Source organism: Pantoea sp. BJFS-204 (assembly GCF_049310725.1).
Classification (GTDB): domain Bacteria; phylum Pseudomonadota; class Gammaproteobacteria; order Enterobacterales; family Enterobacteriaceae; genus Pantoea; species Pantoea agglomerans.
The window spans coordinates 50,595-74,393 of the sequence record NZ_JBMOWE010000005.1 but is presented as its reverse complement, the minus strand read 5'-3'; the positions used below and the strand labels follow the sequence as shown (position 1 = coordinate 74,393).

Genomic DNA, 23,799 nt, shown 5'->3' with positions numbered 1-23,799 from the left:
GAATGATTAATTCATTGGGTGAGATCTTTTTTCGATGGATGTGGGGTGAGTCATCTTGCGGGGGATCAGATTGGTTGAGTGATGAGTATAAGCATTACGACCTGGGTGCGGTGCATGTGAGTGGAATCGCTGGGAGACCGGTACAGGTCAGAAAAGGTTCACCTGATCGTAAAGACGCATTCGTCATCCATGACGCTCGGCCCACGCGATTACGCACCTCATCCATGAGGTGCGCCCGTTGCCGGGCCAACGCTCTGCGTTGTTCAAAAACGCTCCCGGCGTTTTTGTCCCTGGCGTGGGACGCTTTACTCTTCAGGTGAACCTTTTCTTCCCTCAGGCTTTTTTATTGCTGTTTGAAAAGAGGCTTGAGTCGGACATAAACGTTGAAAAAGGCCTGCTGGAGTAAGATGTCCTTTCCTGGTTTTTGTCCTTCTGACAATCTGTACCCGAGGTGGATGAGAAGGCGGATACCAGCATTGACGGAGTTAAGCGTCCGCCGCATTGTTCAAAAACGTCGGGAGCGTTTTTGAACAATGCAAAGCGTTGGCCCGCTTGCGGGCGAGCCTCATGGATGAGGTGAGTGAACCGGCGGCCGAGGCCCCAGGGATGGGTTTTCGACGACTTTACGCAGTCACTGCTGGTATCCGACTGAACGGAGCACTGTTTTCCCTGCAAAGACCTCGCCTCCCATCCTATGTCACTCATCCAAAAGACAATTAAAACCCACCAATCGCAGGTTAAAAGCGCATCCATTTAATCAATATAAAGTTGTGACGTTCTGCAGCCATATAAAGCAGCCAGCTTCTCAAGCGTTTGTTTTTGAGGTTTCTTTCTCGACTCTAACTTCGACACGCCAGCCTGCGTGATGCCCAGTTTATTCGCCACCTCTTCCTGTGACATGTGACGATGCAAACGCCAGGCAACATGCAAAGGAACGGATTGCCGTCGGCTGATTTTCATTACATCGTGAGGAATCGTTTCATCATCGTCTGGACCCACTTCATACGGGACAGACTCAAACACATCATCTAAATGACGTTCAGCCATGAGCTTATTAAACAGCTCTATAGGGATGACAGCACCAGTGCGGTTCCCGCGCTCGTCCGTCAGAAACTGTATAGCATTCATGGGTAATCACTCCTTAGTGGTACGGCAGGCAACACTGTCTGATCGTCTGCCTGTGCTGCGGAACTGTCTGATCGTCTGCCTGTGCTGCGGAACGCTAAATCCGGCTGCACAGAACTTATTGATGACGCACATTGCTCCTGCCACACTGCTAGCGCTTTTTGTACGTGGTCGATGTTCTTCTTACGACTTCAAGTATATCTATCACTACTGGCTGACCTTTCTCTATCTTCCAGAGTACGCGGTAGTGACCTACTACCAGCTTCATTCACTTCTGTTTATCATCAGTCAGCTTTTCGACTTTCAGATGGGGAATATCCGGCCATTTAGCCAGCGCCTCTACAGCATCTTCAATAGCGTTGCCCTCTTTCTGAGGCAGCCCATAAAGCTGTTTCAATGCCTTTTTCGTCCAGTTAATTTCTGGCATCCGTCAACACTCCATGTTGTCAAAGAACACAGTCAACTCACCGCAACGGAATATAACTATAATCAATCATAATCACAATATCCCTGTCGTATAAACATGGTTTTTAGTTATAAAATTATAACCTTTTAATTTTCAGTCAACCTGTATATCTGCCATGAAAAATCGCATAAAAAAGGCCCAACTTTCGTTGAGCCCATTCTTACGTTAATGCCGTGTTCAGCTTGCGGTCTGTGTCCGCAGCTCCAGCTCATACTCTTTCGCCTTTTCGACGTCGAACTGGTTTTCCCAGCGGGCAATCACCAGCACCGCCAGCGCATTACCAACCACGTTCAGCGCGGTACGCGCCATATCCATGATGCGGTCAACACCGGCGATAAACGCCAGACCTTCCAGAGGAATGCCGACGCTGCCCAGCGTGGCCAGCAGCACCACGAAGGAGACGCCTGGCACGCCAGCGATACCTTTCGAGGTCACCATCAGCGTTATTACCAGCACAATCTCGTCGGTCAGTGACAGGTCAATGCCGTACAGCTGCGCAATAAAGATCGCCGCGATACTCTGATAAAGCGTTGAACCATCCAGATTAAACGAATAACCGGTCGGCACCACGAAGCTGGTGATCGCTTTCGGCGCGCCGTAGGCTTCCATCTTCTCCATGATGCGCGGCAGCACCGTTTCCGAGCTGGAAGTAGAGTAAGAGAGAATCAGCTCATCCTTCAGGATACGCATCAGCGTGGTAATCCGCAGCTTACAGAAGCGCGCCACTCCGCCCAGCACCACAAAGGCGAAGAACAGAATCGCCGCGTAAACCAGCAACACCAGCTTAGCCAGCGGCCAGAGCGAGGCAAAGCCGAAGTTAGCAATCGTCACTGCAATCAGCGCAAACACACCCACCGGGGCATAGCGCATGATCATGTGCGTCACTTTAAACATCGCTTCAGAAATGCCACGGAACAGGTTCACCAGCGGATCGCGCTGTTCTGACGGCAGTGACGACAGGCCTAAACCAAACAGCACCGAGAAAAAGATAATCGGCAGCATGTCGCCCTTCGCCATTGAGGCGAAAATATTCTGCGGGATCAGCGACAGAATGGTGGTGACCAGGCTGTGCGGACCGCCCTGTACCTCTGCCGTTGTCGCTTCATATTTAGAGATGTCCACCGTTGCCAGCGTTGACATATCAATGCCGGTGCCGGGTTGAAATACGTTGGCCAGCGTAATACCGACCACAATGGCAATGGTGGTGATCACTTCAAAGTAGAGAATCGTTTTGACGCCGATGCGTCCCAGCTTCTTTGCATCACCCACGCCAGCGATGCCGACAATCAGGGATGAAATCACAATCGGTACCACAATCATCTTGATAAGATGAATAAAGATATCGCCTGCCGGGCTGAGAATGTTGGTGACTAACCATTCACGATTGTCTGGCTGATTATGCAACACAGCACCCACAACGATGCCAAGCACCAGGGCTGTCAGAATCTGCCAGGCCAGGCTGATTTTAAAACCTTTCATAACGTGTAATTTCCTCAGTCAAAACCCGTTTCTCTCTACTGCGAAGGTGCAGAAGACAATACACACAGGGAGTGAGCAAAAAGCCCGGTAAATTAGAGGGTGTCTTGAAACAGCGCCTCGTATGAAAATCTGATGATTCCCATACCCATTTTCAGACGCGGTCTGAGTTGATACCTGCAGAACAGGGGCGAGATAAGTACCATTTTCACTGTGGTAAATGCAACCCCTGGCGGATCCGATTAAAAGTTCACCATCTAAGCAGCATAAAGTGCTGCTGGAGCTGAAAAACCCTAACCTGCTGTTATGAAAAGTATTACTTCGATGAATTTACGCATAGCTATGCAGAAACGATTAAAAACTGATCCGGCGCGTTTGCTCGCTTTTTATTCAGGATGAAAGCGTAAAAGCGATGCCTTACTTCTCCAGCGCCGCCAGAGCGTTAACCTGATAGATCAGAATGGCTTAACGCTTCTCGGGGGATGTGTATCACGTGATCTGTGGCGCAAAAAAGAAACAAAGCTTTGGCGCAGGCTTTAATTAACCATTGATTGACATATCATTAACATCTTCAAGGAGATCCGCCATGAGCCAAATACACAAACATCCCGTTCCAGAGAATATTGCAGCAAACACCCTGATTACTGCAGAACAGTATCAGGCGATGTATCAGCAATCTGTCGACGATCCAGACAGTTTCTGGGGCGAACAGGGCAAAATCCTTGACTGGATCAAGCCTTACAGCAAAGTGAAAAACTGCTCGTTTGCACCAGGTAACATTAACATTCGCTGGTACGAAGATGGCACGCTCAACCTGGCGGCAAACTGCCTTGACCGTCATTTAGCCACGCGCGGCGATCACCCGGCGATTATCTGGGAAGGCGACGACGCCAGCGAAAGCAAAACCCTGACTTTCCGCCAGCTGCATGCCGAAGTCTGTCGCTTCGCCAACGTGCTGGAACTGCTGGAAGTGAAAAAAGGCGACGTGGTGGCCATCTATATGCCGATGGTGCCGGAAGCCGCAGTAGCGATGCTGGCCTGTGCGCGTATCGGTGCCGTTCACTCGGTGATCTTTGGCGGTTTCTCACCGGAGGCGGTCGCGGGCCGCATCGTCGATTCCAGCGCCTCGCTGGTAATCACGGCCGATGAAGGGATCCGCGCCGGTCGCAGCATTCCGCTGAAGAAAAATGTCGATGACGCGCTAAAAAATCCTAATGTCACCAGCGTGAAAAATGTGGTGGTGTTCCAGCGCACCGGTAAAGATGTGGGCTGGGTTGAGGGCCGCGATCAGTGGTGGCACGACCTGATGCTGAACGCGAGCACCAACCACGCTGCCGCAGAAGTCGGCGCGGAAGATCCGCTGTTTATCCTTTATACCTCCGGTTCAACCGGCAAACCCAAAGGCGTGTTGCACTCCACCGGCGGGTATCTGGTCTATGCCGCGACCACCTTTAAGTTCGTCTTTGATTACCATCAGGATGATATCTACTGGTGCACCGCTGATGTTGGCTGGGTGACGGGCCACAGCTATCTGGTTTATGGCCCGCTGGCCTGTGGCGCCACCACACTGATGTTTGAAGGGGTGCCAAACTGGCCAACGCCGAGCCGTATGGCGGAAGTGGTCGATAAACATAAAGTCACGCTGCTCTACACCGCGCCCACTGCAATCCGTGCGCTGATGGCGGAAGGTGATAAGGCGATTGCCGGCACCGACCGCAGCAGCCTGCGCATTATGGGATCGGTCGGTGAGCCAATTAACCCGGAAGCCTGGGAGTGGTACTACAAGAAAATCGGCAACAGCCGCTGCCCGATTGTTGATACCTGGTGGCAGACCGAAACCGGCGGCTTCATGATCACGCCGCTGCCGGGTGCGACCGAGCTGAAAGCGGGTTCCGCCACCCGACCGTTCTTTGGCGTGCAGCCCGCGCTGGTGGATAACGAAGGTCAGCCACAGGAAGGCGCCTGTGAAGGCAATCTGGTGATCACCGAGTCGTGGCCGGGTCAGGCACGTACCCTCTATGGCGATCACGACCGTTTCGAGCAGACCTACTTCTCTACCTTTAAAAATGTCTACTTCAGTGGTGATGGTGCCCGTCGTGATGAAGATGGCTACTACTGGATCACCGGACGCGTCGATGACGTACTCAATGTTTCCGGTCATCGACTCGGCACCGCCGAAATTGAATCGGCGCTGGTCTCGCACCCTAAAATTGCCGAAGCGGCGGTAGTGGGGATTCCGCACAGCATCAAAGGCCAGGCGATTTATGCCTATATCACGCTGAATCATGGCGAAGAGCCGTCGCCGGAGTTGTACACCGAAGTGCGCCAGTGGGTCCGTAAAGAGATTGGCCCGATAGCCACACCGGATGTACTGCACTGGACCGACTCACTGCCGAAAACCCGCTCCGGCAAAATCATGCGGCGTATTCTGCGCAAAATTGCCACCGGGGATACCAGTAATCTTGGTGATACTTCTACGCTCGCCGATCCTGGCGTAGTAGAAAAACTGCTTGAGGAGAAACAGTCGATCAAAATGCCTTAAGCGCACGCTGTCCGGCGGGAAGATCGCTTCCCGCCACACCCGCCCTACGCAGTCTGTTTCGGTAGTCACAAATATTATAACCAGCTGAATCCGCGCCCTGTCGCGAGGTTCTCGCCTGCAAGCCCTCTGGAGAAAATGTGATGAATGACGCCCTTTCGAATCAGGATGCCATCAATCAACAGATTGAGCGTAATCCCCTTTTTCATGAGTTAGTCCGTAAGCGCCAGGCGTTCGCGACGCTGCTGTCGCTGATCATGCTGGTGCTCTATGTCGGCTTTATCCTGCTGATCGCGTTTGCACCCGGCTGGCTCGGTACCCCGCTGCATGCCGGCACCAACGTCACGCGCGGTATCCCGATTGGGGTCGGGCTGATTGTGATGTCGTTTGTGCTGACCGGCGTCTATGTCTGGCGTGCCAACGGTGAGTTTGACCGTTTAACGAAAGCGATCCTCAGCGAGGTGAAATCATGACTCGTCTCACCTTATGGCTGCTGGCCTTAATGCTGCCGTTTTCAGCGCTGGCTGCCGATGCGATAACCGGTGCCGTGCAGCGCCAGGCGACCAACTACCAGGCGATTATCATGTTTACGATTTTCGTCGGGGCCACGCTGGGAATTACTTACTGGGCCTCAAAGCGCACCCGATCACGTAATGACTACTACACCGCGGGCGGCAATATCACTGGCTTCCAGAATGGCCTGGCGATGGCGGGTGACTTCATGTCGGCCGCCTCGTTCCTGGGCATTTCGGCGCTGGTTTACACCTCCGGTTATGACGGACTGATCTACTCGCTCGGCTTCCTGGTCGGCTGGCCGATGATTCTGTTTTTAATCGCTGAGCGACTGCGTAACCTGGGTCGCTATACGTTTGCCGATGTCGCCTCATATCGTCTGAAGCAGATGCCGATCCGCACCCTGTCAGCCTGCGGCTCACTGGTGGTCGTGGCGCTCTACCTGATCGCGCAGATGGTCGGGGCCGGTAAACTGATCCAGCTGCTGTTTGGCCTTAACTACCATGTTGCGGTAGTCCTGGTCGGCATTCTGATGGTGATGTATGTGCTGTTTGGCGGCATGCTAGCCACCACCTGGGTGCAGATCATCAAAGCCGTGCTGCTGCTGTTTGGCGCCACCTTCATGGCGGTCATGGTAATGAAGGCGACCGGTTTCAGTTTTAATACGCTGTTCACCGAAGCGATGGCGGTCCATCCAAAAGGCATCGCGATTATGCAGCCTGGCGGACTGGTTAAAGATCCTATCTCGGCGCTGTCTCTGGGGCTGGGGCTGATGTTTGGTACGGCCGGATTGCCGCATATTCTGATGCGTTTCTTTACCGTAGCGGATGCTAAAGAGGCACGTAAAAGCGTCTTCTGGGCCACCGGTTTTATGGGCTACTTCTACTTCCTGACCTTTATTATCGGCTTCGGCGCCATCCTGCTGGTGGGCGCTAACCCGGCCTTTAAAGATGCCAGCGGCGCGCTGATTGGCGGCACCAATATGGCGGCGGTACATCTGGCGAACGCCGTGGGCGGCAGCACCTTCCTGGGCTTTATCTCTGCGGTTGCCTTCGCCACGATTCTGGCCGTTGTCGCAGGCTTAACCCTGGCAGGTGCGTCGGCGGTGTCTCACGACCTCTACGCCAGCGTGTATCGTAAAGGTCAGGCGAGCGAGAAAGATGAACTGCGGGTTTCAAAAATTACCGTGCTGGCGCTGGGCGTGGTGGCGATTGCGCTGGGTATTCTGTTTGAGAAACAGAACATCGCCTTTATGGTCGGGCTGGCCTTCTCGATTGCGGCCAGCTGTAACTTCCCGATCATCCTGCTGTCGATGTACTGGTCAAAACTCACAACGCGCGGCGCGATGGTAGGCGGCTGGCTCGGTCTGCTGACCGCCGTCATCCTGATGATCCTCGGCCCGACGGTGTGGGTACAGGTGCTGGGCAACGCGAAGGCGATTTTCCCCTATGAGTATCCGGCGCTGTTCTCCATGGCGGTGGCCTTCGTGGGCATCTGGATCTTCTCGATTACCGACCATTCGCAGCAGGGCGCAGAAGAACGTTCACGCTTCCGTGCACAGTTTATCCGCTCGCAGACCGGCACCGGCATCGAACAGGGCAAAGCGCACTGATCGTGGCTTTTCGTTCATAAAGAGCAGGCAATAAAAAAGGGCGGCTACCGAAGTAGTCGCCCTCTTCTTTTGCGCAGCAGAATCAGAAGCGCAGCGATGCACCCACGTACGGGCCATCGACCAGCACGTTATCTTTGCGTCCATCTTTGTTGTTCAGTTCGATGTACTGATAACCCACACGCAGGTTAAGCAGTGAAACCGGCGTGAAGCTCAGGCCGCCACCGGCTTCCTGATAGCTGTCGAGCTGATCGGTGAAAGACTCTGGCGCGTAATAATATTCGCCATACAGGCCCCACATGCTGTTGAAGCTGTAGTGTGCTGCACCACCCAGCGCCACCGCAAATCCATCTTTTCCATCTTCAGGATGGGTGAAGATCGCTTTTGCGGTCGGCGCCAGACGCAGCGGTCCGAAATCAACGTTGTAACCCAGACCGGCACCGTAGGTGCTGCCGTCATGGTCGCTACGCAGCCAGTTACCTTTCAGAAACAGACCGGGTGTTGTGGTGCCCAGACCCACATTCAGGTTGGTGTTATGTTCGCTGACATCAACACTGCCTTCAATCGCCTGAGCGGCACCGCTCATTAAAACCAGCCCGAGGGCGCTCCCGGCAACAAGTTGCTTAAACATGATTCCACTCCGTGAAAGGACAATTAATTCGGCCGCAAGGTTAACAGCCTGAAATGGGGAGACAACAAAATCTGGAAAACTTTACGTAAAAATACGTGTCTCAGCGCAGACCAGCGTCTGTGCGACGGAGTGTAGCCTATATTGTCCACATCAGGTGCCCAATCAGCGGGGCCAGCACCACGGTCACCACGCCAGAGAGCATCATCACCAGGCTGGCGACCACGCCCTCCTGCTCGCCAATCTGATAGGCGCGTGCCGTGCCGGCACCGTGTGACGCCGCACCGAATCCCGCGCCTTTCGCCACGCCCTGCTTAATGGCGAGCCGCAGAAACAGCACGTCGCCGATTGCCATGCCAAACACGCCTGTAATCACCACGAACAGCGCTACCAGATCGGGCTGCCCGCCAATCGGACCCGCCGCAGCCAGCGCAAACGGCGTGGTGATAGAGCGCACGGCCAGGCTGCGCTGAATCGACTCCGGCAGGGTTAACAGTCGCGCCAGCCAGACGGAACTGCAGACGGCGACCAGCGTCGCGGTCACTACGCCCGCGCTCAGCGACAGCCAGTGGCGCTTAATAATCTCCACGTTCTCATAGACCGGCACCGCAAACGCCAGCGTCGCTGGCCCCAGCAGCCAGAGCAGCCAGTGGTTTTCGGCGATGTAATCCTGCCAGCTGATATGCGTCAGCAGCAGCAATGCCACCAGCACCAGCGGCGTCATCACCAGTGGCATCAGCAGCAGCGTCCGCCAGCGGCGGTAAAGCCGTTTATTCAGCGCATAAACCAGCAGCGTAACGGCTACACACAGCAGGCTGAGCAGAAAATCACGCATGCGGATCCTGCTTACGCGCGGCGCGCGCGACTTCATACTGATAAAGCCGGTCCACCACCCAGGCAGTCGAGGCCAGCACCAGCAGCGTACTGACGCCGATCACCACACAGATGCGCCAGCCATCAACCCGCAGCAGATCGCCATAGTTCACCACCGCCACCACCGCCGGAATAAAGAACAGCAGCATCTCGGCCAGCAGCCAGCGTGATCCGGCTTTCACCCAGTTCAGCGGCACAATCCGCGTCACGATTAACGCCAGCAGCAGCAGCATCCCGACGATATTGGCGGGCAGCGGCAGATGCAGCCAGCTCACCAGCCGGTCGCAGGCGATAAACAGGCCGATATAGAAACCCAGCTGGAGCGGCAGGCTGAGCCATTGCACTGCGCGGTTGCTGCGTAAAGTGAGCGCTAACGCCATCACCTTGTCTCCCCGATTAAATTGATGTCACCAGTATAAATCGTCAACAGAAGGTGAAAAAAATGAATTAAAATTATCGAAATCATGCCTGAAAGGAATAGTTATGGATGTCCGCGCCCTGCGTTACTTTACTGAAGTCGTACGCCAGCAGAGCTTTACCCGTGCGGCGCAGAAGCTGTTTGTGACGCAACCGACCATCAGCAAAATGTTGCGCCAGCTGGAGGAGGAGCTGGGCTGCACGCTGATCCTGCGCGATGGTCGTCGTCTGCACCTCACCGACAGCGGCCAGGCGGTCTATCAGCGCGGCCTGGCGATCCTGCAGGAGTTTCATCAGCTGGAAGCGGAGATTGGTGACATCAACCAGCTCAAAACCGGTGAGCTGCGACTGGGTATTCCGCCGATGGTCGGTATGCAGATCGCCGGTTCGATTTCCGCGTTTCGCCGCCGCTATCCCGGTGTGAAGCTGAAAATCTCTGAGTTCGGCGGTCTGACCGTCCAGCAGGCGGTGCTGGCGGGCAGTCTGGATATCGCCCTGACCGCGCTACCGGTCGATGCCGAGCTGCCGCTGAACACCCTGCCTCTGATGCATCATCCGCTCTGCGTACTGCTGCCGCGTCGCCCGGAGTGGCTCAGCCGCCAGCAGATTGGACTGGCAGAACTGGCAGAGCATCCACTGCTGATTTTTAATGAGGAGTTCTCGCTGAATCGTCAGCTGATGCAGGCGTTTCAGCGGCTCAACCTGACGCCAACGGTGGCGGTTCGCAGCGGACAGTGGGATTTTCTGGCGGCGATGGTGCAGGCGGAGATGGGGCTGGCGATTCTGCCGGAGCCGATCTGTCAGCGGCTGGATAAGCAGTCGCTGCTGTGGCTGCCGCTGGAATCGGAGCTGAAGTGGAGTCTGGGATTGATCTGGCGGGAAGGGAGTTATCTGTCGCGCAGTGCGCAGGCGTGGATAGCCTGTTGTCGCGAGCATTGGCCGGATGAGCCGCCGCGCCTGTCGGTGTGAAAGGCTGGCACGCCGCATTAACGCGCAGGCGTGCCAGTCAGGACTTACTCCTCTTTTTCGATCAGCAGCGCTTCCAGCAGATCCAGGTCGTGCAGTAACTTCTGCATCGTCTCATTGGAGATTTGCTGGGTGGCGCGCAGATGATAGACCTCAGCACGTTCGGCACGCAGTCCGGTCAGGCGGAAGCGACGCTCCAGGTTCTCGGCGAACAGCGCGTGTTCAAGGTCATTCTTCCCTTCAGCGCGACGACGTAAGTTGCCAATCACCCGCAGACTCACCTCTTTAAGCAGCTCCGGATCGATGTTCTCTTCCGACTCATTCTCCAGCCGCTCTTCCATCTTGTGCAGGCTCTCAATGGCTGCGCCTGCCATTACCGCACGCGCATTCTGCAACTCGCGACGGTGTGCGCCTTTATCAATAGTATCAATGCCGCGCAGCAGAATCGGCAGAATCACTACCCCTACCAACAGCGAGAAGAGAATCACGCCGGTGGCGATAAAGACCAGTTCATAACGCGCCGGGAAAGGCTCGCCGTTGGTCAGGAACAGCGGAATCGACAGGACACCGGCCAGGGTAATCGCGCCGCGCACACCCGCAAAGGAGGCGATCAGCAGTTCACGCAACGAGTAGTTGGAGAACTCCAGCGGCTTCTTCTTCAGCAGGCGTTTGCTGAAGCGCTGCATAATCCACAGCCAGCCAAAACGCACGATCATCAGCGCGGCATAGACCAGCCCGATATCGGCAAACAGCATCCAGAGCTCGACGTTCGGATCGGCCTGCGCCTGATCAACAGAGGTCTGCAGAATATCCGGCAACTGCAGGCCCAGCATCAGGAAGACCATGCCGTTAAAGACGAACTCCAGCATCTGCCAGACGCTGTTGGCACGCAGGCGCATCGCCAGCGGTGCCTGACGAATAATACCGGAACGGGTGATGGTCATACCGGCAGCCACGGCCGCCAGGATGCCTGAGACACCCAGATGTTCAGCAATCAGGTAAGAGGCGAACGGCAGCAGCAGCAGCAGTACGGTCTGGGTAGCCGGATCGTCACCGCTCCAGCGGCTGAGCAGGCGCAGTGACTTACCGTAGAGCCAGCAGATCGCGACACCCGCAATCAGACCACCCACCGCCACTTTCAGGAACTCTACGCTGGCACCGCCCCAGGTAAACACCATGGTACCCATGGCGACTGCCACAGCAAATTTCAGCGATACCAGGCCCGAAGCGTCATTCATCAGGGCTTCGCCCTGCACGATCGACATAATCTTCTTGGGAATGCGGCCCTCGCCGACAATGCCGGAAAGCGCCACGGCATCGGTCGGTGACAGCACCGCCGCCAGCGCAAAGGCAGGGATCAGCGGGATCCCTGGTACCAGCCAGTAAATCAGATAGCCGATGCCGATCACGGTAATCAGGACCAGCGCCAGTGCTAAGCCAATTATCTCGCGACCATGATGCAGGAACTCACTGATCGGCGTCTTCCAGCCATCCGCAAACAGCAGCGGCGGAATGAACAGCACCAGAAACAGCTCCGGGTCAAAGTCGACATGCAGACCAAAAGTTGGCCAGGCCAGCATCGCACCAACAGCGATCTGGACCAGCGGCAACGGGATCTGAAAAGGGAGAATGCGGGCCGCGACGCCAGAGAGCGACACGACCAGCGTCATGATGAGAATTGTAAAAAAGATTTCCATGCTTTCCTTAGGCGTCGTTTCTTTCAATCATTGGTTAAGCGCTAAAGTGTAAAACAAACTGCGGTGAAGATTGTCAGCTACGCGTGCGCCGGGCGGGAAAATAGTGAAAAATTCCGGACGTGCAGCCGCACGCCCGGTTGTACAGTCAGATCGCCCAGCCACCGGCGTAAAACGCCACCAGCGCGATAGCAATAATGACGGTGCCGACGTTGAGCTTGCGCCATTCCCCCGCGAAGAGACGCCCCACGACCAGGCTGGCGAAACCGATCATAATGCCGGTGACGATGTTACAGGTGAGCACGATAATCACCGCCGTTAACAGGCCCGACATCGCATCGACAAAATCATTAAAGTCGACTTTCGCCACATTACTGAGCATCAGCAAACCCACATACATTAATGCAGGCGCGGTGGCGTAAGCCGGCACCAGATACGCCAGCGGTGACATAAACAGAATGGCAAGGAACAGCAGGCCGACCACAATCGCGGTAAGACCGGTTTTACCCCCCGCCGCCGTTCCTGCCGCCGATTCGATATAAACCGCAGCCGGTGACGCGCCCACCAGACCCGCGAACAGGCTGCTGACGGAGTCGCTAGTCAGCGCACGGCCACCATTGATAATCTGGCCCTGTTTATCCAGCAGATTTGCCTGACCCGCGACCGCGCGAATGGTGCCGGTCGCGTCAAAGACCGCCGTCATCACCAGTGCCAGCACGCTTGGCAGCACGACCGGCTGCATCGCGCCCATAATGTCGAGGCTGAACAGCAGCGACTCACCGCTGGCATCACGCAGGCTCGGCAGCGCAAACAATCCTTTGTAGCTCACCGCCGGATCGAAAATCAGCCCCAACAGCGAAATGGCGATAATTGTCATGAGTATACCGCCGGGCATCCGGCGCTTCTCCAGTCCAATAATTGCTGCCAGTCCCAGCAGCGTCATCATTACCGGAAAAGTGGTGAAGTGCCCCAGCGCCACCGGCAGGCCCGGTGCCGGGTTTTTCACGACCAGGCCTACACCGTCAGCCGCAATCAGCAGCAAAAACAGGCCAATTCCGACGCCAGTGCCGTGCGCCACGCCCATCGGCAGGTTACGCAGGATCCAGGCTCGAATGCCGGTCACTGAGATCAGGGTAAACAACAGGCCCATCAGGAACACCGCGCCCAGCGCAACCGACACGCTGATGTGCTGGCCCAGCACGAGGCTGAAAGCGGTAAAGGCGGTTAAGGAGATTGCACAGCCAATTGCCATCGGCAGATTGGCCCACAGTCCCATGATGATGGAACCAAAGCTGGCAACCAGGCAGGTGGCGACAAACACGGCAGTAGGGGGAAAACCGGCCTTGCCCAGCATTCCCGGCACCACGATAACGGAGTAGACCATCGCCAGGAAGGTGGTAAGTCCGGCCAGAATTTCCTGGCGCACGCTGCTGCCGCGCGCCGAGATCGAGAACCAGGCGTCCAGTTTTCCACTGGCCGGGCGTGATTCAGTTGACATAGTTGAGCCTCAAAAATTTTTGTTGTGTGGATCGCTCTGCGACCATCGCTGTCCCTGGAATAAGCGGGTAGACGGCGTCACTGTCGGGTTTACCCGGCAGGCAAACGTTTACCTTGCCGCAGATAGTTGGCCGCCAGAAGCGGCCAGATAAAAAGGCATGCGATTATCCGGCGTTTAGCGGCACATTTTCAACTGTCAGAGGGAGATTCTTCAGCATAAAGATCAGGCTTAAGTCGCCAGCAGCCACGTGGCCCAGGCCGACGTCAAACGCTGACGCCCTGAAGTTAACGCGATTTTCAGGGGGATGCGCACTGGCGCAGCCGTGATGAGACACGACCCGCCAGTGGAGGAGGGGAATTAACCTGGCAGCGAAAGCTCGCCGCCCTGATCGATCGCGCGCTGCCAGGCGGCACGCTGTTGCACAGTCTGCAGCCATTTCTGGCTGGCGGGCATCTGCTCCAGTCCGGCACGTCGTGCAAGCGCCAGCAGCGGAAAGCTCATCTGGATATCAGCGATACTGAAGCGCTGACCGGCGAACCAGGGATTTGCAGCCAGATGCTGTTCGATCATCTGCATGTGTGGCTTAAGCTGTTTATCCAGGAACGCTTTCTGCACGCCTTTACCGAATGCCGCCCCGACCGGGCGCAGCAGCCACGGCACCGGTGCTTTACCCATCTGACCGAAGATCAGCTTCATCACCAGCAGCGGCATCAGCGAGCCTTCGGCATAGTGCAGCCAGTAGCGGCACTGCAGTCGTGATGCCTCATCACTCACTTTGAGCCGGAACTCGTGATCATATTTCTCTTCAAGATATTCGAGAATGGCACCTGACTCTGCCACTACCTGGTTCCCGTCGGTAATGACCGGTGATTTTCCCAGTGGATGCACTTTTTTCAGCGCCTCCGGGGCCAGCATGGTCGGTTCGCGTTGATAGCGTTTAATCTGGTACGGCACTTCCAGCTCTTCCAGCAGCCACAGCACCCGATGTGAGCGCGATTTCTCAAGATGGTGAACGGTGATCATCATGATTCCCTGTGTTTTGACCTTCACCAAGTATAGACGTCACTCCACATCCGGATGTTTATCATCCTGTTCCGGGTCAAGCAGCACCGCACCCGAGCCCTGCTGACCCAGCCGGTCGCCGGGATTGCGCAGCGGGCAGTCGCGCATCGACAAACAGCCGCAGCCGATACAGCCATCCAGGTCATTACGCAGGCGGGTCAGGGTTTCAATGCGCTTATCCAGCTCTTCGCGCCAGTGCTGCGTCAGCGCATCCCACTCCGGTGTCGACATACGCTTGTCAGGCGGAATGTGATCCAGGCTGTCACTGACCGTTGCCAGCGGAATGCCGATACGCTGCGCAATCTTGATAATCGCGACGCGTCGCAGCACGTCACGGCTGTATCGCCGCTGATTGCCGCTGTTGCGGGTGCTGAAAATAAGTCCTTTTGTCTCATAAAAGTGCAGCGCCGAAACCGCCACACCGCTGCGGCGCGCCACTTCACCCGGTGTTAAGACCGGTTTCGGATAGTTGCGTTCTTTTTTCATCAGGCTCTTTACCTCAAGTTAACTTGAGGAATTATACTCGCTCTCCATCAAAACCACTAAACTCCCATTACCGCTTATTAAGCACCAGAAGGATGAGACCATGATGCAAGAAGAGATCATTCATTCCCTGACGCACTGGATTGACCAGAACCTGGATAAGAGCCTGTCGATCGATGAGGTTGCCGCAAAATCGGGCTATTCGAAATGGCATCTGCAGCGTATGTTCCGTTCGGTAACGAAGCAGACGCTGGGTGGCTATATTCGCGAGCGCCGTCTGACGCTGGCTGCAGAAGCCCTGTCGCAGACACAGCGGCCGGTTTTTGATATTGCGATGCAGTATGGCTATGACTCGCAGCAGACCTTCTCCCGCGTGTTTCGTCGTCAGTTTTCACAGACGCCTACCGCTTACCGCCATACCATGCGCCGCCAGGCGATTCAGCGCCCTCGCCTGCTGAGTTTTGGCTGCAATGACGGTATCAGTAGCTTCACCCAGCGCACGACCGGCGAGTGCTGTCCGGTTCGTTGACCCCTCAGATGCGCCCGCCAGGGCGCATCTGACTGATTTCCCCGCCGTTCTTCTTCTACTGCTCACTATTCCCTCACGCCGCTACCATACCAGAGTCAAATTTTGTTCAAAATTTAAAATCGGGTGATATAATGTGACCCAAGTCACACTTTGAACCTGGGTTGACGGCGAAAAAGCACCCCCTGACACACTTTTCCGCCGCCGGTGATGTCCGCAGATTGTCAGGAATACTTACTGATATTGAGGTCCGGCCGATGGCTACGTTAACCGCCAGTTTACTTGTTATGCGTTGGGAATTGCTGAGCGCAATCATGATGTTTTTTGCCAGCACCCTGAAAACCAAACTTCGTCAGGATAGCCGTCACGTGATGGCATTTATGTGTGGCGGGATTGGTTTAGGCATGACCTGCTGGTTTGTTACCGGTCTGATGGGCATTACCCTGAGCATGGATAACGTGCATAACTTTCTGGAAATCTCAAAGCATGCCTTTATCGATGTGATGAGCCAGGCGCCTGCTGACTGGCCGATGCCCTGATTTTTGCGCATAAAAAACCCCGCTTAGCGGGGTTTTTTATATTGCTGTGTGTGCTTAAATTTTCTTCAACATGGCAGGGATATTAACATCCTGCACTGTAACGCCCGGGCTCTGCGTTCCGCGGCGGTCCTGAATCCACATATCTCCCATCATCTGATTTAAACCACGATCTAATCCGGTGACCAGTCCTGCACCTGGGGTGAAGGTCAGTTCGCCAAAGTAGATCCGCTCGTCATGGATATACCAGTCCACACGCACGTAGTCGAAATCACTGGCCAGCTTCTTGCTCAGTTCGAGCGCATGTTCCAGTGACGGCATAATCGGTGAGACATCCAGACCGGTATCGCGAATCTTGTGATAGGCCTCATTGAGGTTATTCACGTAGAAATTCATCGACAGCAGCGGCTGGCAGCGGTTGTAGATCACCTGCAGCACATATTCGAACTTGCCATCACGCTTATTGAACATATGAAACTTGTAATCAATGGGCGCGCTTTTGCCATCACCAATGTACTTCTCAACCAGGATACGTGGCTTGATGTAGCGATAGTGAATCTCACGCGCTTCGTTGGCGAAGTCGGTCTTCAGCCAGCGATAGCAGTCATGAATGATCTGCTGCTTGCGCAGTGCGTCCGGCTCCTCCAGCAGAATCTCTACCATGTTGGAGGCGTGGTTCGGCTTGATCACCGTCCCCTTCCAGCAGGGTAAGCTGTTCAGCGTGGTCGGGTCAGTGGTTTCGTGTACCAGCGGGATCAGGTATTCATTACCGATTTTTTCAGCAATGAATTCGCGCACCGAGTACTTATCTGACAGACGACCATAGCTCTGGTAATCGCCGAAGATAAACTTACGATACAACACCTTCTCGTTGAACACTTTTGGCTGACGCAGATTGGGCAGCTTTCTGAACTTATGGAAGTAGTAGATGCGGTCCTGATAAGCCCAGGGCATCTTCTTAATAAAATACTGCACACTTCTTCTGAGTTCTTCTTTCAACTTGAGCATATCTGACCTCATTTGTATGTTTTGTAGTTGAGTGAGGAAACCTGAATCTTTTGAATGACGCCGTTTTTAAAGAAGTAATTCATTACGGTCAGGGACAAAAGTTCTGAAAGGAAAACGCTCCACGCGGCCCCCATGATGCCGTGACCCTGGATCAACCACCAGGAGAGCGGCAAACTGATGACCATCAGGCAGATGATTTTCCTCAGCAAGTAGTTAAATCCTCCCTCTTTGACCATGTAGCGATACGCTACGGTCCCCATTGCCGAAAAGCTGGTCGCTATCGACAGCAACGTAATGAGACTTCCTGACTGTGTGAATTCCGGGCCGTACAACGCAATGATGATCCGCTCGCCATAAAGCGAAATGATCAGCAGCATCAGCAATGAAACCGCCATAACATAGCCATTGAGCCGCGCAGCCAGCTTAATGGCGACCTCGCCCCGCTCCCTGAAGATTTCAGTGAAGCAGGAGGTGATGAGCGCCACCGGGATAAAAATCCATGAGGCGGAAATGGTATTCGCCGCCGCAAACAGCCCGAGGTCGCGCGCGGGTGCCGTGCCTGCCAGGAACATCTGCGCCGCTTTTACCTGCACAGAGATAAAGATGCTGGAGATCGCCAGCGGCAGACCGGCATACATCAGATAACGCAGATAGGCCGTGCGCTTTTCGCGTGGTGGCATCTGATCCTGATGGTCCTGATAGAAGTTGTGACGCTTAATCAGGTAAGGCACCAGTGTCACTGCGACAATCGACAGCGTCAGCCAGAGCGGATTAAGACGCAGCCAGGCGACGGTGAAGCTGATGCCGAAACTCAGCAGCATGCCCACGGCGTTGGCGATGGTGTTAAGACGCGAGGCAAGACGCGCGTTGTTATAAACGCTGAAGGTGTCCTGGGTGACAAAAACCGAGGCAACAAATGAGGCCAGTGCAAACGCCAGGAAATTTTCCTGCATGTTGTACCAGACCCAGATTAAGACTGGCACCGAAGTGACCAGCAACAGCACCATTCTCATCGTACGGGCGATGGTCATCAGGCGCAGGCCTTTTGACGCATTTTTGCTGACGCGTTTAAACAGAATGGTTTCGGTGCCAAAGATTGCAACGGTTTGCACCATCGCAAATAGTGAAGTAGAAAACGCCATCTGGCCAAACACCGTTGGGCCAAAGGATTTCGCCACGTAAGACGTCACAAAAATGACGCCAAAAACGGAGATGATCTTCTCAGACATCATCCAGGCGGCATTAGACATTACGCTCAATTTCATCGACTCTTCCTTAGTATTACTCAACTACAACCGCTTCGGTACAACATCCCTGTAACGAATTAATAAGCGCTCAGTGGGCCTGGCGAAAATGTAAGACTTCAGACCAAGCTGGTCCGAAAATTGAGATGTAAATCATGATCCGGAGTGTTAATTCAGGATAATTCTTATTATAAATGGCGCGAATCACTTCAGATGGAAACGATTTCAGGCTGAAAATAAAACAACCTTTAAGAGCCCTTCCCGCCATATTAATCAAGTCGGTCAGGCTAAATATCCAATGTACGTAGAATTTTTTCGTATTTTGGATGCGATGAATTTATAACAAAAATCCCCCTCCAGGAAGGCACGCCCACCGGATAAGAATAAAATAAGATTTATCCCATGATGATATTTATTCTAAATATCTTAATTTAGGCTTCGCAATTCAATTCGCGCACTTTAATACTGCCTTAATAGAATCTTACAGTGCCAGAAATTATTAAAGTCATTCTCATCCATTAATCGATAAGAAAGGTAAGAGCATTTATGAGAAAGTCACGATACAGCGAAGATCAAATCACAAATGCCATTAAAGCTTCTGAATCGGGCGTGAAAGTCAGAGAGATTTGTGAAGAGTTAGGCATCTCTGAAGCCACGTTCTACAGCTGGAAGAAGAAGTTTTCTGGGTTGTCTTCGGAAGAAGGCAGAAAAATCAAAGAGCTGGAAGAAAAACTGCAGAACATTACGCGTGAACTGCAGACGCTCAACTCGGACAAAGAGATGCTGCAGAGCGTTCTGAAGCACTTCTTTACCACTAATGAAAAACGTCAGGCTGTGGATTTCCTGCAGGCCACCTTTGACATCGGCACCCGTCGCAGCTGCCGCTTATTAGATATCAGTCGCAGCGTATACCATTATCCGTCAGGCACGGAGAACCGCTAAACCCAATGCTACCGCGCTTTTTAGACTTAACGCTGAGATTTGTTCTTACCAGAAGAGATGAAGATCATTTAACAGGACAATTGCGGCACCCTTTTCCGCTCCATTTATAACTAATGAATGGCTTCACGGCTAAGCTTCTTTTTTTGCGGTAAAATTGATTCACAACAGCAAACGTCTCGCATTCTACGGCTACTCTTCCCTTCCCAATCTCGTTTACGCGGGATTGGGCCCTCCCTTTCTTACGTAAGCCCAGCTAATCGTCGGAACTAAATCGTCTCAATATCATTAAGCCAATTTAAACATCGCGCAAAAAATAATCACCATACATTTGAGTTAATGCTGGACCTGACTCAAATTTTTGCGGCTGCGTTTAATTCCGGGGAATGGGTTAATGGCATATACTTTCTCCAGGATTAATCCAGGATAAATAGTTTATTGCTCCTTATCACTAACGTCATGTGTCTATCTTTTCGCTCTCTTCATTGCGCATCATTGATGCCAGAGATTAATCTTTAATTATTAACGCAGCGGCGGAGTTTTCTTACTCATTCATTACTGAGTGAAGTTAATAGTGGTTTTCAGCCTCCCTTTCTCAGGACCATACCGCAATAAAAAGCCGCTGATAAAAGCATAACGTCCATAATGCTGCGCGATTTTTCCTGATTAATGACCGATATCTGAACAGTTCCTCCCTGGCAGCGCTAAACATGGCTATGTTCAGGAGACCATCAGTCCCGTTTTTTCACTGACAAACAGGGGATGAAAGAGGCTTTCGGGGATAAAGGCACGATTACGCAGAGGCATGAAATCGATTTCGCGGCACAAATCTGCCGCAGAGCGAGCAAATCGGGGTAGGGTTTAATCTTAAAAAGCCGCGCGGCGTGTTATCCGCGCGGCAGAGGTCTTTTGGCGATCTTCGCGGTTTACTCTTTAATCGCGACGACGAGAGGCTGCGGTTTAATGCGCATTGCCCACAGGACACCAGCCATCAGACAAATAATCCCCGTCACGGTGAGCAGGGGTGGCCAGCTTTGATACCAGAGAAAAGTCCACAACAGGCCGAAAAGGATCTCAAAAACAATCAGTGGCCCCATCAGTACGGTGGGAAGACGCTGGCTGGCAGCGTTCCAGCATAAGGTCCCCAGCCAGGAACAGAGCAGACCAATCGCCAGCATCAGGGAGATAAACACTGCAGGACGCGGCCCAAACGGTAGCGCAAAAGCCGGCTGTTGCCAGGCAAGCTGCGCGCTGACCAGCGCGTACATGATTAGCGCCATCGGCAGCGTCACGACTCCCTGCGCTGTTGCCCAGGTCGAGGGCCGCAGTTCGGGATGTGTACGCAGCCAGCGGGCATTGCGCAGCGGATACCAGGTCCAGCAGACCACAGCCAGCAGCGCCAGCGCGATACCGGTCAGATAACGGCTGAGATCAAGCGTGTGGCCCTGACTCTGTAGCTCCGCCGCATTCACGCAGAGTAATCCGGCCGCCATCATGACCAGTGCCGGAAACAGCCGCCGCCACGGCAGGCGTCCTTCAAGATGGCCGTAACAGAGATTGGCCGTCACAGCGATCACCACCGGCAGCGTGCCGATAATCATGGTGGAGACCGGCCCGCCAGTGCGCTGAATGGCGTTCGCCAGAAACGCATAGTAGAAGAGGTTTCCCACCAGCGAGAGCTTTACCGCTTCACGCCAGTCAGCCCGGGCCAGCTTGCGCAGGCGATGACGACCGTGCCAGGCCAGCGGCAGCGCAATCAGCCCAAACGCCACATAGCGTCCCGCCGATTGCAGCGCGCCAGGATAGTCAGGCACCAGCAGCGGCCCGACAAAGATCAGCCCCCACAGCAGTCCGGCGGTGACGGCAAACATGACACCAGCAAACATAATTTCTTCCTTATATAGCTTTTTCGTTCAGTGTGGCGGGTTCGGGCGGGGAATGCTTGTAGCAGATTGCGGTGGTATCAGGGCTGGCGCACCTGCTTTTGATAGCGGCCCGGCGTGATGCCATAACGGTTTGCAAAGGCGCGGGTCAGATGGGCCTGATCGGTTAATCCCACCGCCGCCGCAACGCTGGCAGCCGCTTCACCCTGTGCCAGCCTTTGCTTGGCGTCGTAAAGCCGGAAAGCCATCAGCATCTGATGCGGCGTAACGTGATAGTGCTGACGAAAGGCGCGTAAGAAGTGCCACGGCGAAAGCGAGGCCAGCGCCGCCAGCTCATCCAGCCGCACCGGTTCTGCGAGGTTTGCGCGCAGAAAATCTCTTACCTGATCAAAACGATGCCGTGCATCCGGTCTGCCCTGTGAGGACATGCGTGCCAGCGGACGAATCTGCAACAGCAGTTCAGCCAGCAGGCTCTGGCGCGCCAGTGGTGATTCCGCTTGCCAGAGTGTCGCCAGCGTGCGGGAGAGCGGCCGCGCCACGCGCGGATCGGTCAACAGCGCCTCGTTGAACCACCAGCTGCGATCGCCGGTCAGTTCATCCATCAGCTGCGGCTGAATGTAGATCATCTGGTAGCGCCAGCCCTCTTCACACGCTGACTCACCGGTATGCAGCTCATCCGGATTCATCATGACCAGCGAGTTCTCCGGCGCAGTATATTCGGTGCCGCGGTAGCGAAAGCGTTGCGCGCCCGCTTCAATGGTGCCGATACCAAAGGCTTCATGGGTATGGGGTTCAAATGCGTAGCGGGAGATGTGGGCCTGATAGAGTTCCACACCGGGCAGCTCGGCGAGTTGCTGAAACCGGGCGCGGTCTTTCTCACAGGGAAAACTCGCCGGAACACCTTCCACTTCTCTCTCCTTATTTAACCAGTCGGTTTAGCATGCCTGTGACAGGGGGGAAAATGCAAAAGATTGCTTTCCGCAATGCCTCAGGTAACACTGCTTTTTTCAAACCAGATGGGATTAAGCATGGCACAGCGGGTAGTCGTGGTCATTGATATGCAGAATGGCGTCTTCAGCACGCCACGCTTCGACACAGCGGGAAGGATTGCACAGATTAACCGGCTGACCGAACGCGCCGATATCACAATATTTATCCAGCACCGCGAAGGCGAGATGTGCGAGGGTAATGCGGCTTTCGAGCTGCTGCCAGAAATCGCTCAGCCTGCTGGCGCACACTATGTGACCAAAACTGCCTGCGACAGCTTCTGGCACACCGACCTGGCCGCGCTGTTAAAGAGGCTGGCGGTAGAGGAATTTGTGGTGTGCGGTTGTGCCACTGACTACTGCCTGGATACCACGATAAAAGTCGGTGCCAGTGCGGGCTATGCGATTACCGTTGCCGCCGATGCGCACACCACGGCAGATCGCCGCTGGGTCAGCGCCGAAGCACTGATTAACCAGCACAATGATGTGTGGGCCTCACTGCTGATCCCCGGCAACGTGCCACGTGTGCTGAGCACGGAGGCGATTCTGGCGGAATGGTCGTAGCTGGCCGCCAGACGCCGCGCATAAAAAAAGCCCGCAAAGCGGGCTTTTTTTGTACTCTCTGGCCAACGGAATCAGAACGGAATATCGTCGTCGAAATCCATTGGTGGTTCGTTGTTGTTGCTGGCCGGCGCGCTCTGTGGCTGCGGCTGCGGACGGGACTGCGCGCCACCACTGAACTGGTTATTGTTGCCCTGCGGCTGCTGCGGCTGACCCCAGCCATTGTTGTTGCCACCGCCCTGCGCGCCACCACCGGCTGGAGCGCCTGCACCGGCATTACCGCCCTGCTGACGGCCACCCAGCATCTGCATGGTACCACCAACGTTAACCACGACTTCGGTGGTGTAACGCTCCTGGCCACCCTGATCCTGCCATTTACGGGTGCGCAGCTGGCCTTCGATATAGACCTGCGACCCTTTTTTCAGGTATTCACCCGCGACTTCAGCCAGTTTGCCAAACAGCACCACACGGTGCCACTCAGTGATCTCTTTGTTTTCACCGGTCTGCTTGTCGCGCCAGCTTTCCGACGTAGCCAGCGTAATGTTGGCAACAGCGCCACCATTTGGCATATAACGTACTTCCGGATCCTGACCCAGATTCCCGACAAGAATCACTTTGTTAACGCCACGACTGGCCATGTTGCTGTCTCCCGATGAGTTAATGCATACAGTCTAATCTATCAATTCTAACACGTCCTGCGGTCTGTTTCCCACTTTCGAGCGGGGTTCCAGTTTTAATCCGCTGCGCGCCAGAGGCTGAGAGTACTG

At 54.6% G+C, this 23,799-nt stretch carries 23 protein-coding genes; 8 read left to right on the top strand and 15 right to left on the bottom strand.

The window, feature by feature from the left end; translation table 11 throughout:
- Positions 1–753: 753 nt before the first annotated feature.
- The 3 genes from ACO6VX_RS15040 to gltP form a co-directional block, all read right to left on the bottom strand.
- A complete protein-coding gene (locus tag ACO6VX_RS15040; protein ID WP_022625226.1) occupies positions 754–1,128 on the bottom strand; it encodes a helix-turn-helix domain-containing protein in 375 nt (124 codons plus the stop codon).
- 265 nt (positions 1,129–1,393) lie between these two features.
- Complete coding sequence (locus ACO6VX_RS15035) at positions 1,394–1,552, bottom strand: hypothetical protein (RefSeq protein ID WP_346463150.1); 159 nt, start codon at positions 1,550–1,552, stop codon at positions 1,394–1,396.
- Between the two features lie 216 nt (positions 1,553–1,768).
- Positions 1,769–3,070: a glutamate/aspartate:proton symporter GltP gene (gltP, locus tag ACO6VX_RS15030; RefSeq protein ID WP_010252141.1), complete on the bottom strand. Its 1,302-nt coding sequence runs from the start codon at positions 3,068–3,070 to the stop codon at positions 1,769–1,771.
- A gap of 583 nt (positions 3,071–3,653) precedes the next feature.
- Here gltP and acs point away from each other — a divergent pair.
- The 3 genes from acs (at position 3,654) to ACO6VX_RS15015 (ending at position 7,731) form a co-directional block, all read left to right on the top strand.
- Entirely contained in the window at positions 3,654–5,609 is a 1,956-nt protein-coding gene (acs, locus tag ACO6VX_RS15025) for an acetate--CoA ligase (protein ID WP_010252142.1), read from the top strand.
- 140 nt (positions 5,610–5,749) lie between these two features.
- Positions 5,750–6,079 (top strand): DUF485 domain-containing protein, encoded by a 330-nt coding sequence (locus ACO6VX_RS15020; RefSeq protein ID WP_010252143.1) that lies wholly within the window; start codon positions 5,750–5,752, stop codon positions 6,077–6,079.
- A complete protein-coding gene (locus ACO6VX_RS15015; RefSeq protein ID WP_010252145.1) occupies positions 6,076–7,731 on the top strand; it encodes a cation acetate symporter in 1,656 nt (551 codons plus the stop codon). Before ACO6VX_RS15020 ends, ACO6VX_RS15015 begins: the two co-directional genes overlap by 4 nt.
- A gap of 82 nt (positions 7,732–7,813) precedes the next feature.
- Here ACO6VX_RS15015 and ACO6VX_RS15010 read toward each other — a convergent pair whose 3' ends face one another.
- The 3 genes from ACO6VX_RS15010 to ACO6VX_RS15000 form a co-directional block, all read right to left on the bottom strand.
- The gene (locus tag ACO6VX_RS15010; protein WP_010252147.1) at positions 7,814–8,359 is read right to left on the bottom strand and encodes a YfaZ family outer membrane protein; all 546 of its coding nucleotides are present in this window, start codon (positions 8,357–8,359) and stop codon (positions 7,814–7,816) included.
- A 136-nt stretch (positions 8,360–8,495) separates the two neighbouring features.
- Entirely contained in the window at positions 8,496–9,191 is a 696-nt protein-coding gene (locus tag ACO6VX_RS15005; RefSeq protein ID WP_010252149.1) for an LrgB family protein, read from the bottom strand.
- Positions 9,184–9,609, bottom strand: coding sequence for a CidA/LrgA family protein (locus tag ACO6VX_RS15000; RefSeq protein WP_010672051.1), 426 nt, complete (start codon positions 9,607–9,609; stop codon positions 9,184–9,186). Before ACO6VX_RS15000 ends, ACO6VX_RS15005 begins: the two co-directional genes overlap by 8 nt.
- A gap of 103 nt (positions 9,610–9,712) precedes the next feature.
- Between ACO6VX_RS15000 and ACO6VX_RS14995 the strand changes: the two genes are divergently transcribed.
- Complete coding sequence (locus tag ACO6VX_RS14995; RefSeq protein ID WP_010252153.1) at positions 9,713–10,615, top strand: LysR family transcriptional regulator; 903 nt, start codon at positions 9,713–9,715, stop codon at positions 10,613–10,615.
- Between the two features lie 44 nt (positions 10,616–10,659).
- Here ACO6VX_RS14995 and ACO6VX_RS14990 read toward each other — a convergent pair whose 3' ends face one another.
- From ACO6VX_RS14990 to soxR, 4 genes are all read right to left on the bottom strand, one after another.
- The gene (locus ACO6VX_RS14990) at positions 10,660–12,309 is read right to left on the bottom strand and encodes a Na+/H+ antiporter (RefSeq protein ID WP_010252155.1); all 1,650 of its coding nucleotides are present in this window, start codon (positions 12,307–12,309) and stop codon (positions 10,660–10,662) included.
- 145 nt (positions 12,310–12,454) lie between these two features.
- Positions 12,455–13,804 carry an NCS2 family permease gene (locus ACO6VX_RS14985; RefSeq protein WP_089414665.1) on the bottom strand — a complete coding sequence of 450 codons (1,350 nt, stop codon included), beginning with the start codon at positions 13,802–13,804 and terminating at the stop codon, positions 12,455–12,457.
- A gap of 357 nt (positions 13,805–14,161) precedes the next feature.
- Positions 14,162–14,827 carry a glutathione S-transferase family protein gene (locus tag ACO6VX_RS14980; protein ID WP_010252159.1) on the bottom strand — a complete coding sequence of 222 codons (666 nt, stop codon included), beginning with the start codon at positions 14,825–14,827 and terminating at the stop codon, positions 14,162–14,164.
- Between the two features lie 39 nt (positions 14,828–14,866).
- Complete coding sequence (gene soxR, locus ACO6VX_RS14975; protein ID WP_010252161.1) at positions 14,867–15,352, bottom strand: redox-sensitive transcriptional activator SoxR; 486 nt, start codon at positions 15,350–15,352, stop codon at positions 14,867–14,869.
- A 100-nt stretch (positions 15,353–15,452) separates the two neighbouring features.
- On the opposite strand from soxR, the gene soxS reads away from it, so the two are divergent.
- The gene (soxS, locus tag ACO6VX_RS14970; RefSeq protein ID WP_010252163.1) at positions 15,453–15,878 is read left to right on the top strand and encodes a superoxide response transcriptional regulator SoxS; all 426 of its coding nucleotides are present in this window, start codon (positions 15,453–15,455) and stop codon (positions 15,876–15,878) included.
- Between the two features lie 254 nt (positions 15,879–16,132).
- A complete protein-coding gene (locus ACO6VX_RS14965) occupies positions 16,133–16,414 on the top strand; it encodes a YjcB family protein (RefSeq protein ID WP_010252166.1) in 282 nt (93 codons plus the stop codon).
- A gap of 54 nt (positions 16,415–16,468) precedes the next feature.
- Here the strand turns inward: ACO6VX_RS14965 and ACO6VX_RS14960 are convergent, their stop codons facing one another.
- Both ACO6VX_RS14960 and ACO6VX_RS14955 read right to left on the bottom strand, forming a co-directional pair.
- Positions 16,469–17,419 carry an ATP-grasp fold amidoligase family protein gene (locus ACO6VX_RS14960; protein ID WP_010252168.1) on the bottom strand — a complete coding sequence of 317 codons (951 nt, stop codon included), beginning with the start codon at positions 17,417–17,419 and terminating at the stop codon, positions 16,469–16,471.
- Between the two features lie 8 nt (positions 17,420–17,427).
- A complete protein-coding gene (locus tag ACO6VX_RS14955; RefSeq protein ID WP_010252170.1) occupies positions 17,428–18,684 on the bottom strand; it encodes an oligosaccharide flippase family protein in 1,257 nt (418 codons plus the stop codon).
- A gap of 525 nt (positions 18,685–19,209) precedes the next feature.
- On the opposite strand from ACO6VX_RS14955, the gene ACO6VX_RS14950 reads away from it, so the two are divergent.
- Positions 19,210–19,605: a transposase gene (locus ACO6VX_RS14950; RefSeq protein ID WP_003855733.1), complete on the top strand. Its 396-nt coding sequence runs from the start codon at positions 19,210–19,212 to the stop codon at positions 19,603–19,605.
- 923 nt (positions 19,606–20,528) lie between these two features.
- Here ACO6VX_RS14950 and ACO6VX_RS14945 read toward each other — a convergent pair.
- Positions 20,529–21,488 (bottom strand): DMT family transporter, encoded by a 960-nt coding sequence (locus tag ACO6VX_RS14945; RefSeq protein ID WP_033769445.1) that lies wholly within the window; start codon positions 21,486–21,488, stop codon positions 20,529–20,531.
- A 77-nt stretch (positions 21,489–21,565) separates the two neighbouring features.
- Positions 21,566–22,393 carry an AraC family transcriptional regulator gene (locus ACO6VX_RS14940; RefSeq protein ID WP_187492508.1) on the bottom strand — a complete coding sequence of 276 codons (828 nt, stop codon included), beginning with the start codon at positions 22,391–22,393 and terminating at the stop codon, positions 21,566–21,568.
- Between the two features lie 120 nt (positions 22,394–22,513).
- Between ACO6VX_RS14940 and ACO6VX_RS14935 the strand changes: the two genes are divergently transcribed.
- Positions 22,514–23,035, top strand: coding sequence for an isochorismatase family protein (locus ACO6VX_RS14935; protein WP_029519657.1), 522 nt, complete (start codon positions 22,514–22,516; stop codon positions 23,033–23,035).
- A gap of 71 nt (positions 23,036–23,106) precedes the next feature.
- Here ACO6VX_RS14935 and ssb1 read toward each other — a convergent pair whose 3' ends face one another.
- On the bottom strand, positions 23,107–23,670 hold the full coding sequence (gene ssb1 / locus ACO6VX_RS14930; RefSeq protein ID WP_010252180.1) for a single-stranded DNA-binding protein SSB1: 564 nt from the start codon (positions 23,668–23,670) through the stop codon (positions 23,107–23,109).
- Positions 23,671–23,799 lie beyond the last annotated feature (129 nt).

Coding starts and splice junctions, on each gene's coding strand:
- ACO6VX_RS15040 (WP_022625226.1), bottom strand. CDS start 1,128: ATGAATGCTATACAGTTTCTGACGGACGAGCGCGGGAACCGCACTGGT.
- ACO6VX_RS15035 (WP_346463150.1), bottom strand. CDS start 1,552: ATGCCAGAAATTAACTGGACGAAAAAGGCATTGAAACAGCTTTATGGG.
- gltP (WP_010252141.1), bottom strand. CDS start 3,070: ATGAAAGGTTTTAAAATCAGCCTGGCCTGGCAGATTCTGACAGCCCTG.
- acs (WP_010252142.1), top strand. CDS start 3,654: ATGAGCCAAATACACAAACATCCCGTTCCAGAGAATATTGCAGCAAAC.
- ACO6VX_RS15020 (WP_010252143.1), top strand. CDS start 5,750: ATGAATGACGCCCTTTCGAATCAGGATGCCATCAATCAACAGATTGAG.
- ACO6VX_RS15015 (WP_010252145.1), top strand. CDS start 6,076: ATGACTCGTCTCACCTTATGGCTGCTGGCCTTAATGCTGCCGTTTTCA.
- ACO6VX_RS15010 (WP_010252147.1), bottom strand. CDS start 8,359: ATGTTTAAGCAACTTGTTGCCGGGAGCGCCCTCGGGCTGGTTTTAATG.
- ACO6VX_RS15005 (WP_010252149.1), bottom strand. CDS start 9,191: ATGCGTGATTTTCTGCTCAGCCTGCTGTGTGTAGCCGTTACGCTGCTG.
- ACO6VX_RS15000 (WP_010672051.1), bottom strand. CDS start 9,609: ATGGCGTTAGCGCTCACTTTACGCAGCAACCGCGCAGTGCAATGGCTC.
- ACO6VX_RS14995 (WP_010252153.1), top strand. CDS start 9,713: ATGGATGTCCGCGCCCTGCGTTACTTTACTGAAGTCGTACGCCAGCAG.
- ACO6VX_RS14990 (WP_010252155.1), bottom strand. CDS start 12,309: ATGGAAATCTTTTTTACAATTCTCATCATGACGCTGGTCGTGTCGCTC.
- ACO6VX_RS14985 (WP_089414665.1), bottom strand. CDS start 13,804: ATGTCAACTGAATCACGCCCGGCCAGTGGAAAACTGGACGCCTGGTTC.
- ACO6VX_RS14980 (WP_010252159.1), bottom strand. CDS start 14,827: ATGATCACCGTTCACCATCTTGAGAAATCGCGCTCACATCGGGTGCTG.
- soxR (WP_010252161.1), bottom strand. CDS start 15,352: ATGAAAAAAGAACGCAACTATCCGAAACCGGTCTTAACACCGGGTGAA.
- soxS (WP_010252163.1), top strand. CDS start 15,453: ATGATGCAAGAAGAGATCATTCATTCCCTGACGCACTGGATTGACCAG.
- ACO6VX_RS14965 (WP_010252166.1), top strand. CDS start 16,133: ATGGCTACGTTAACCGCCAGTTTACTTGTTATGCGTTGGGAATTGCTG.
- ACO6VX_RS14960 (WP_010252168.1), bottom strand. CDS start 17,419: ATGCTCAAGTTGAAAGAAGAACTCAGAAGAAGTGTGCAGTATTTTATT.
- ACO6VX_RS14955 (WP_010252170.1), bottom strand. CDS start 18,684: ATGAAATTGAGCGTAATGTCTAATGCCGCCTGGATGATGTCTGAGAAG.
- ACO6VX_RS14950 (WP_003855733.1), top strand. CDS start 19,210: ATGAGAAAGTCACGATACAGCGAAGATCAAATCACAAATGCCATTAAA.
- ACO6VX_RS14945 (WP_033769445.1), bottom strand. CDS start 21,488: ATGTTTGCTGGTGTCATGTTTGCCGTCACCGCCGGACTGCTGTGGGGG.
- ACO6VX_RS14935 (WP_029519657.1), top strand. CDS start 22,514: ATGGCACAGCGGGTAGTCGTGGTCATTGATATGCAGAATGGCGTCTTC.
- ssb1 (WP_010252180.1), bottom strand. CDS start 23,670: ATGGCCAGTCGTGGCGTTAACAAAGTGATTCTTGTCGGGAATCTGGGT.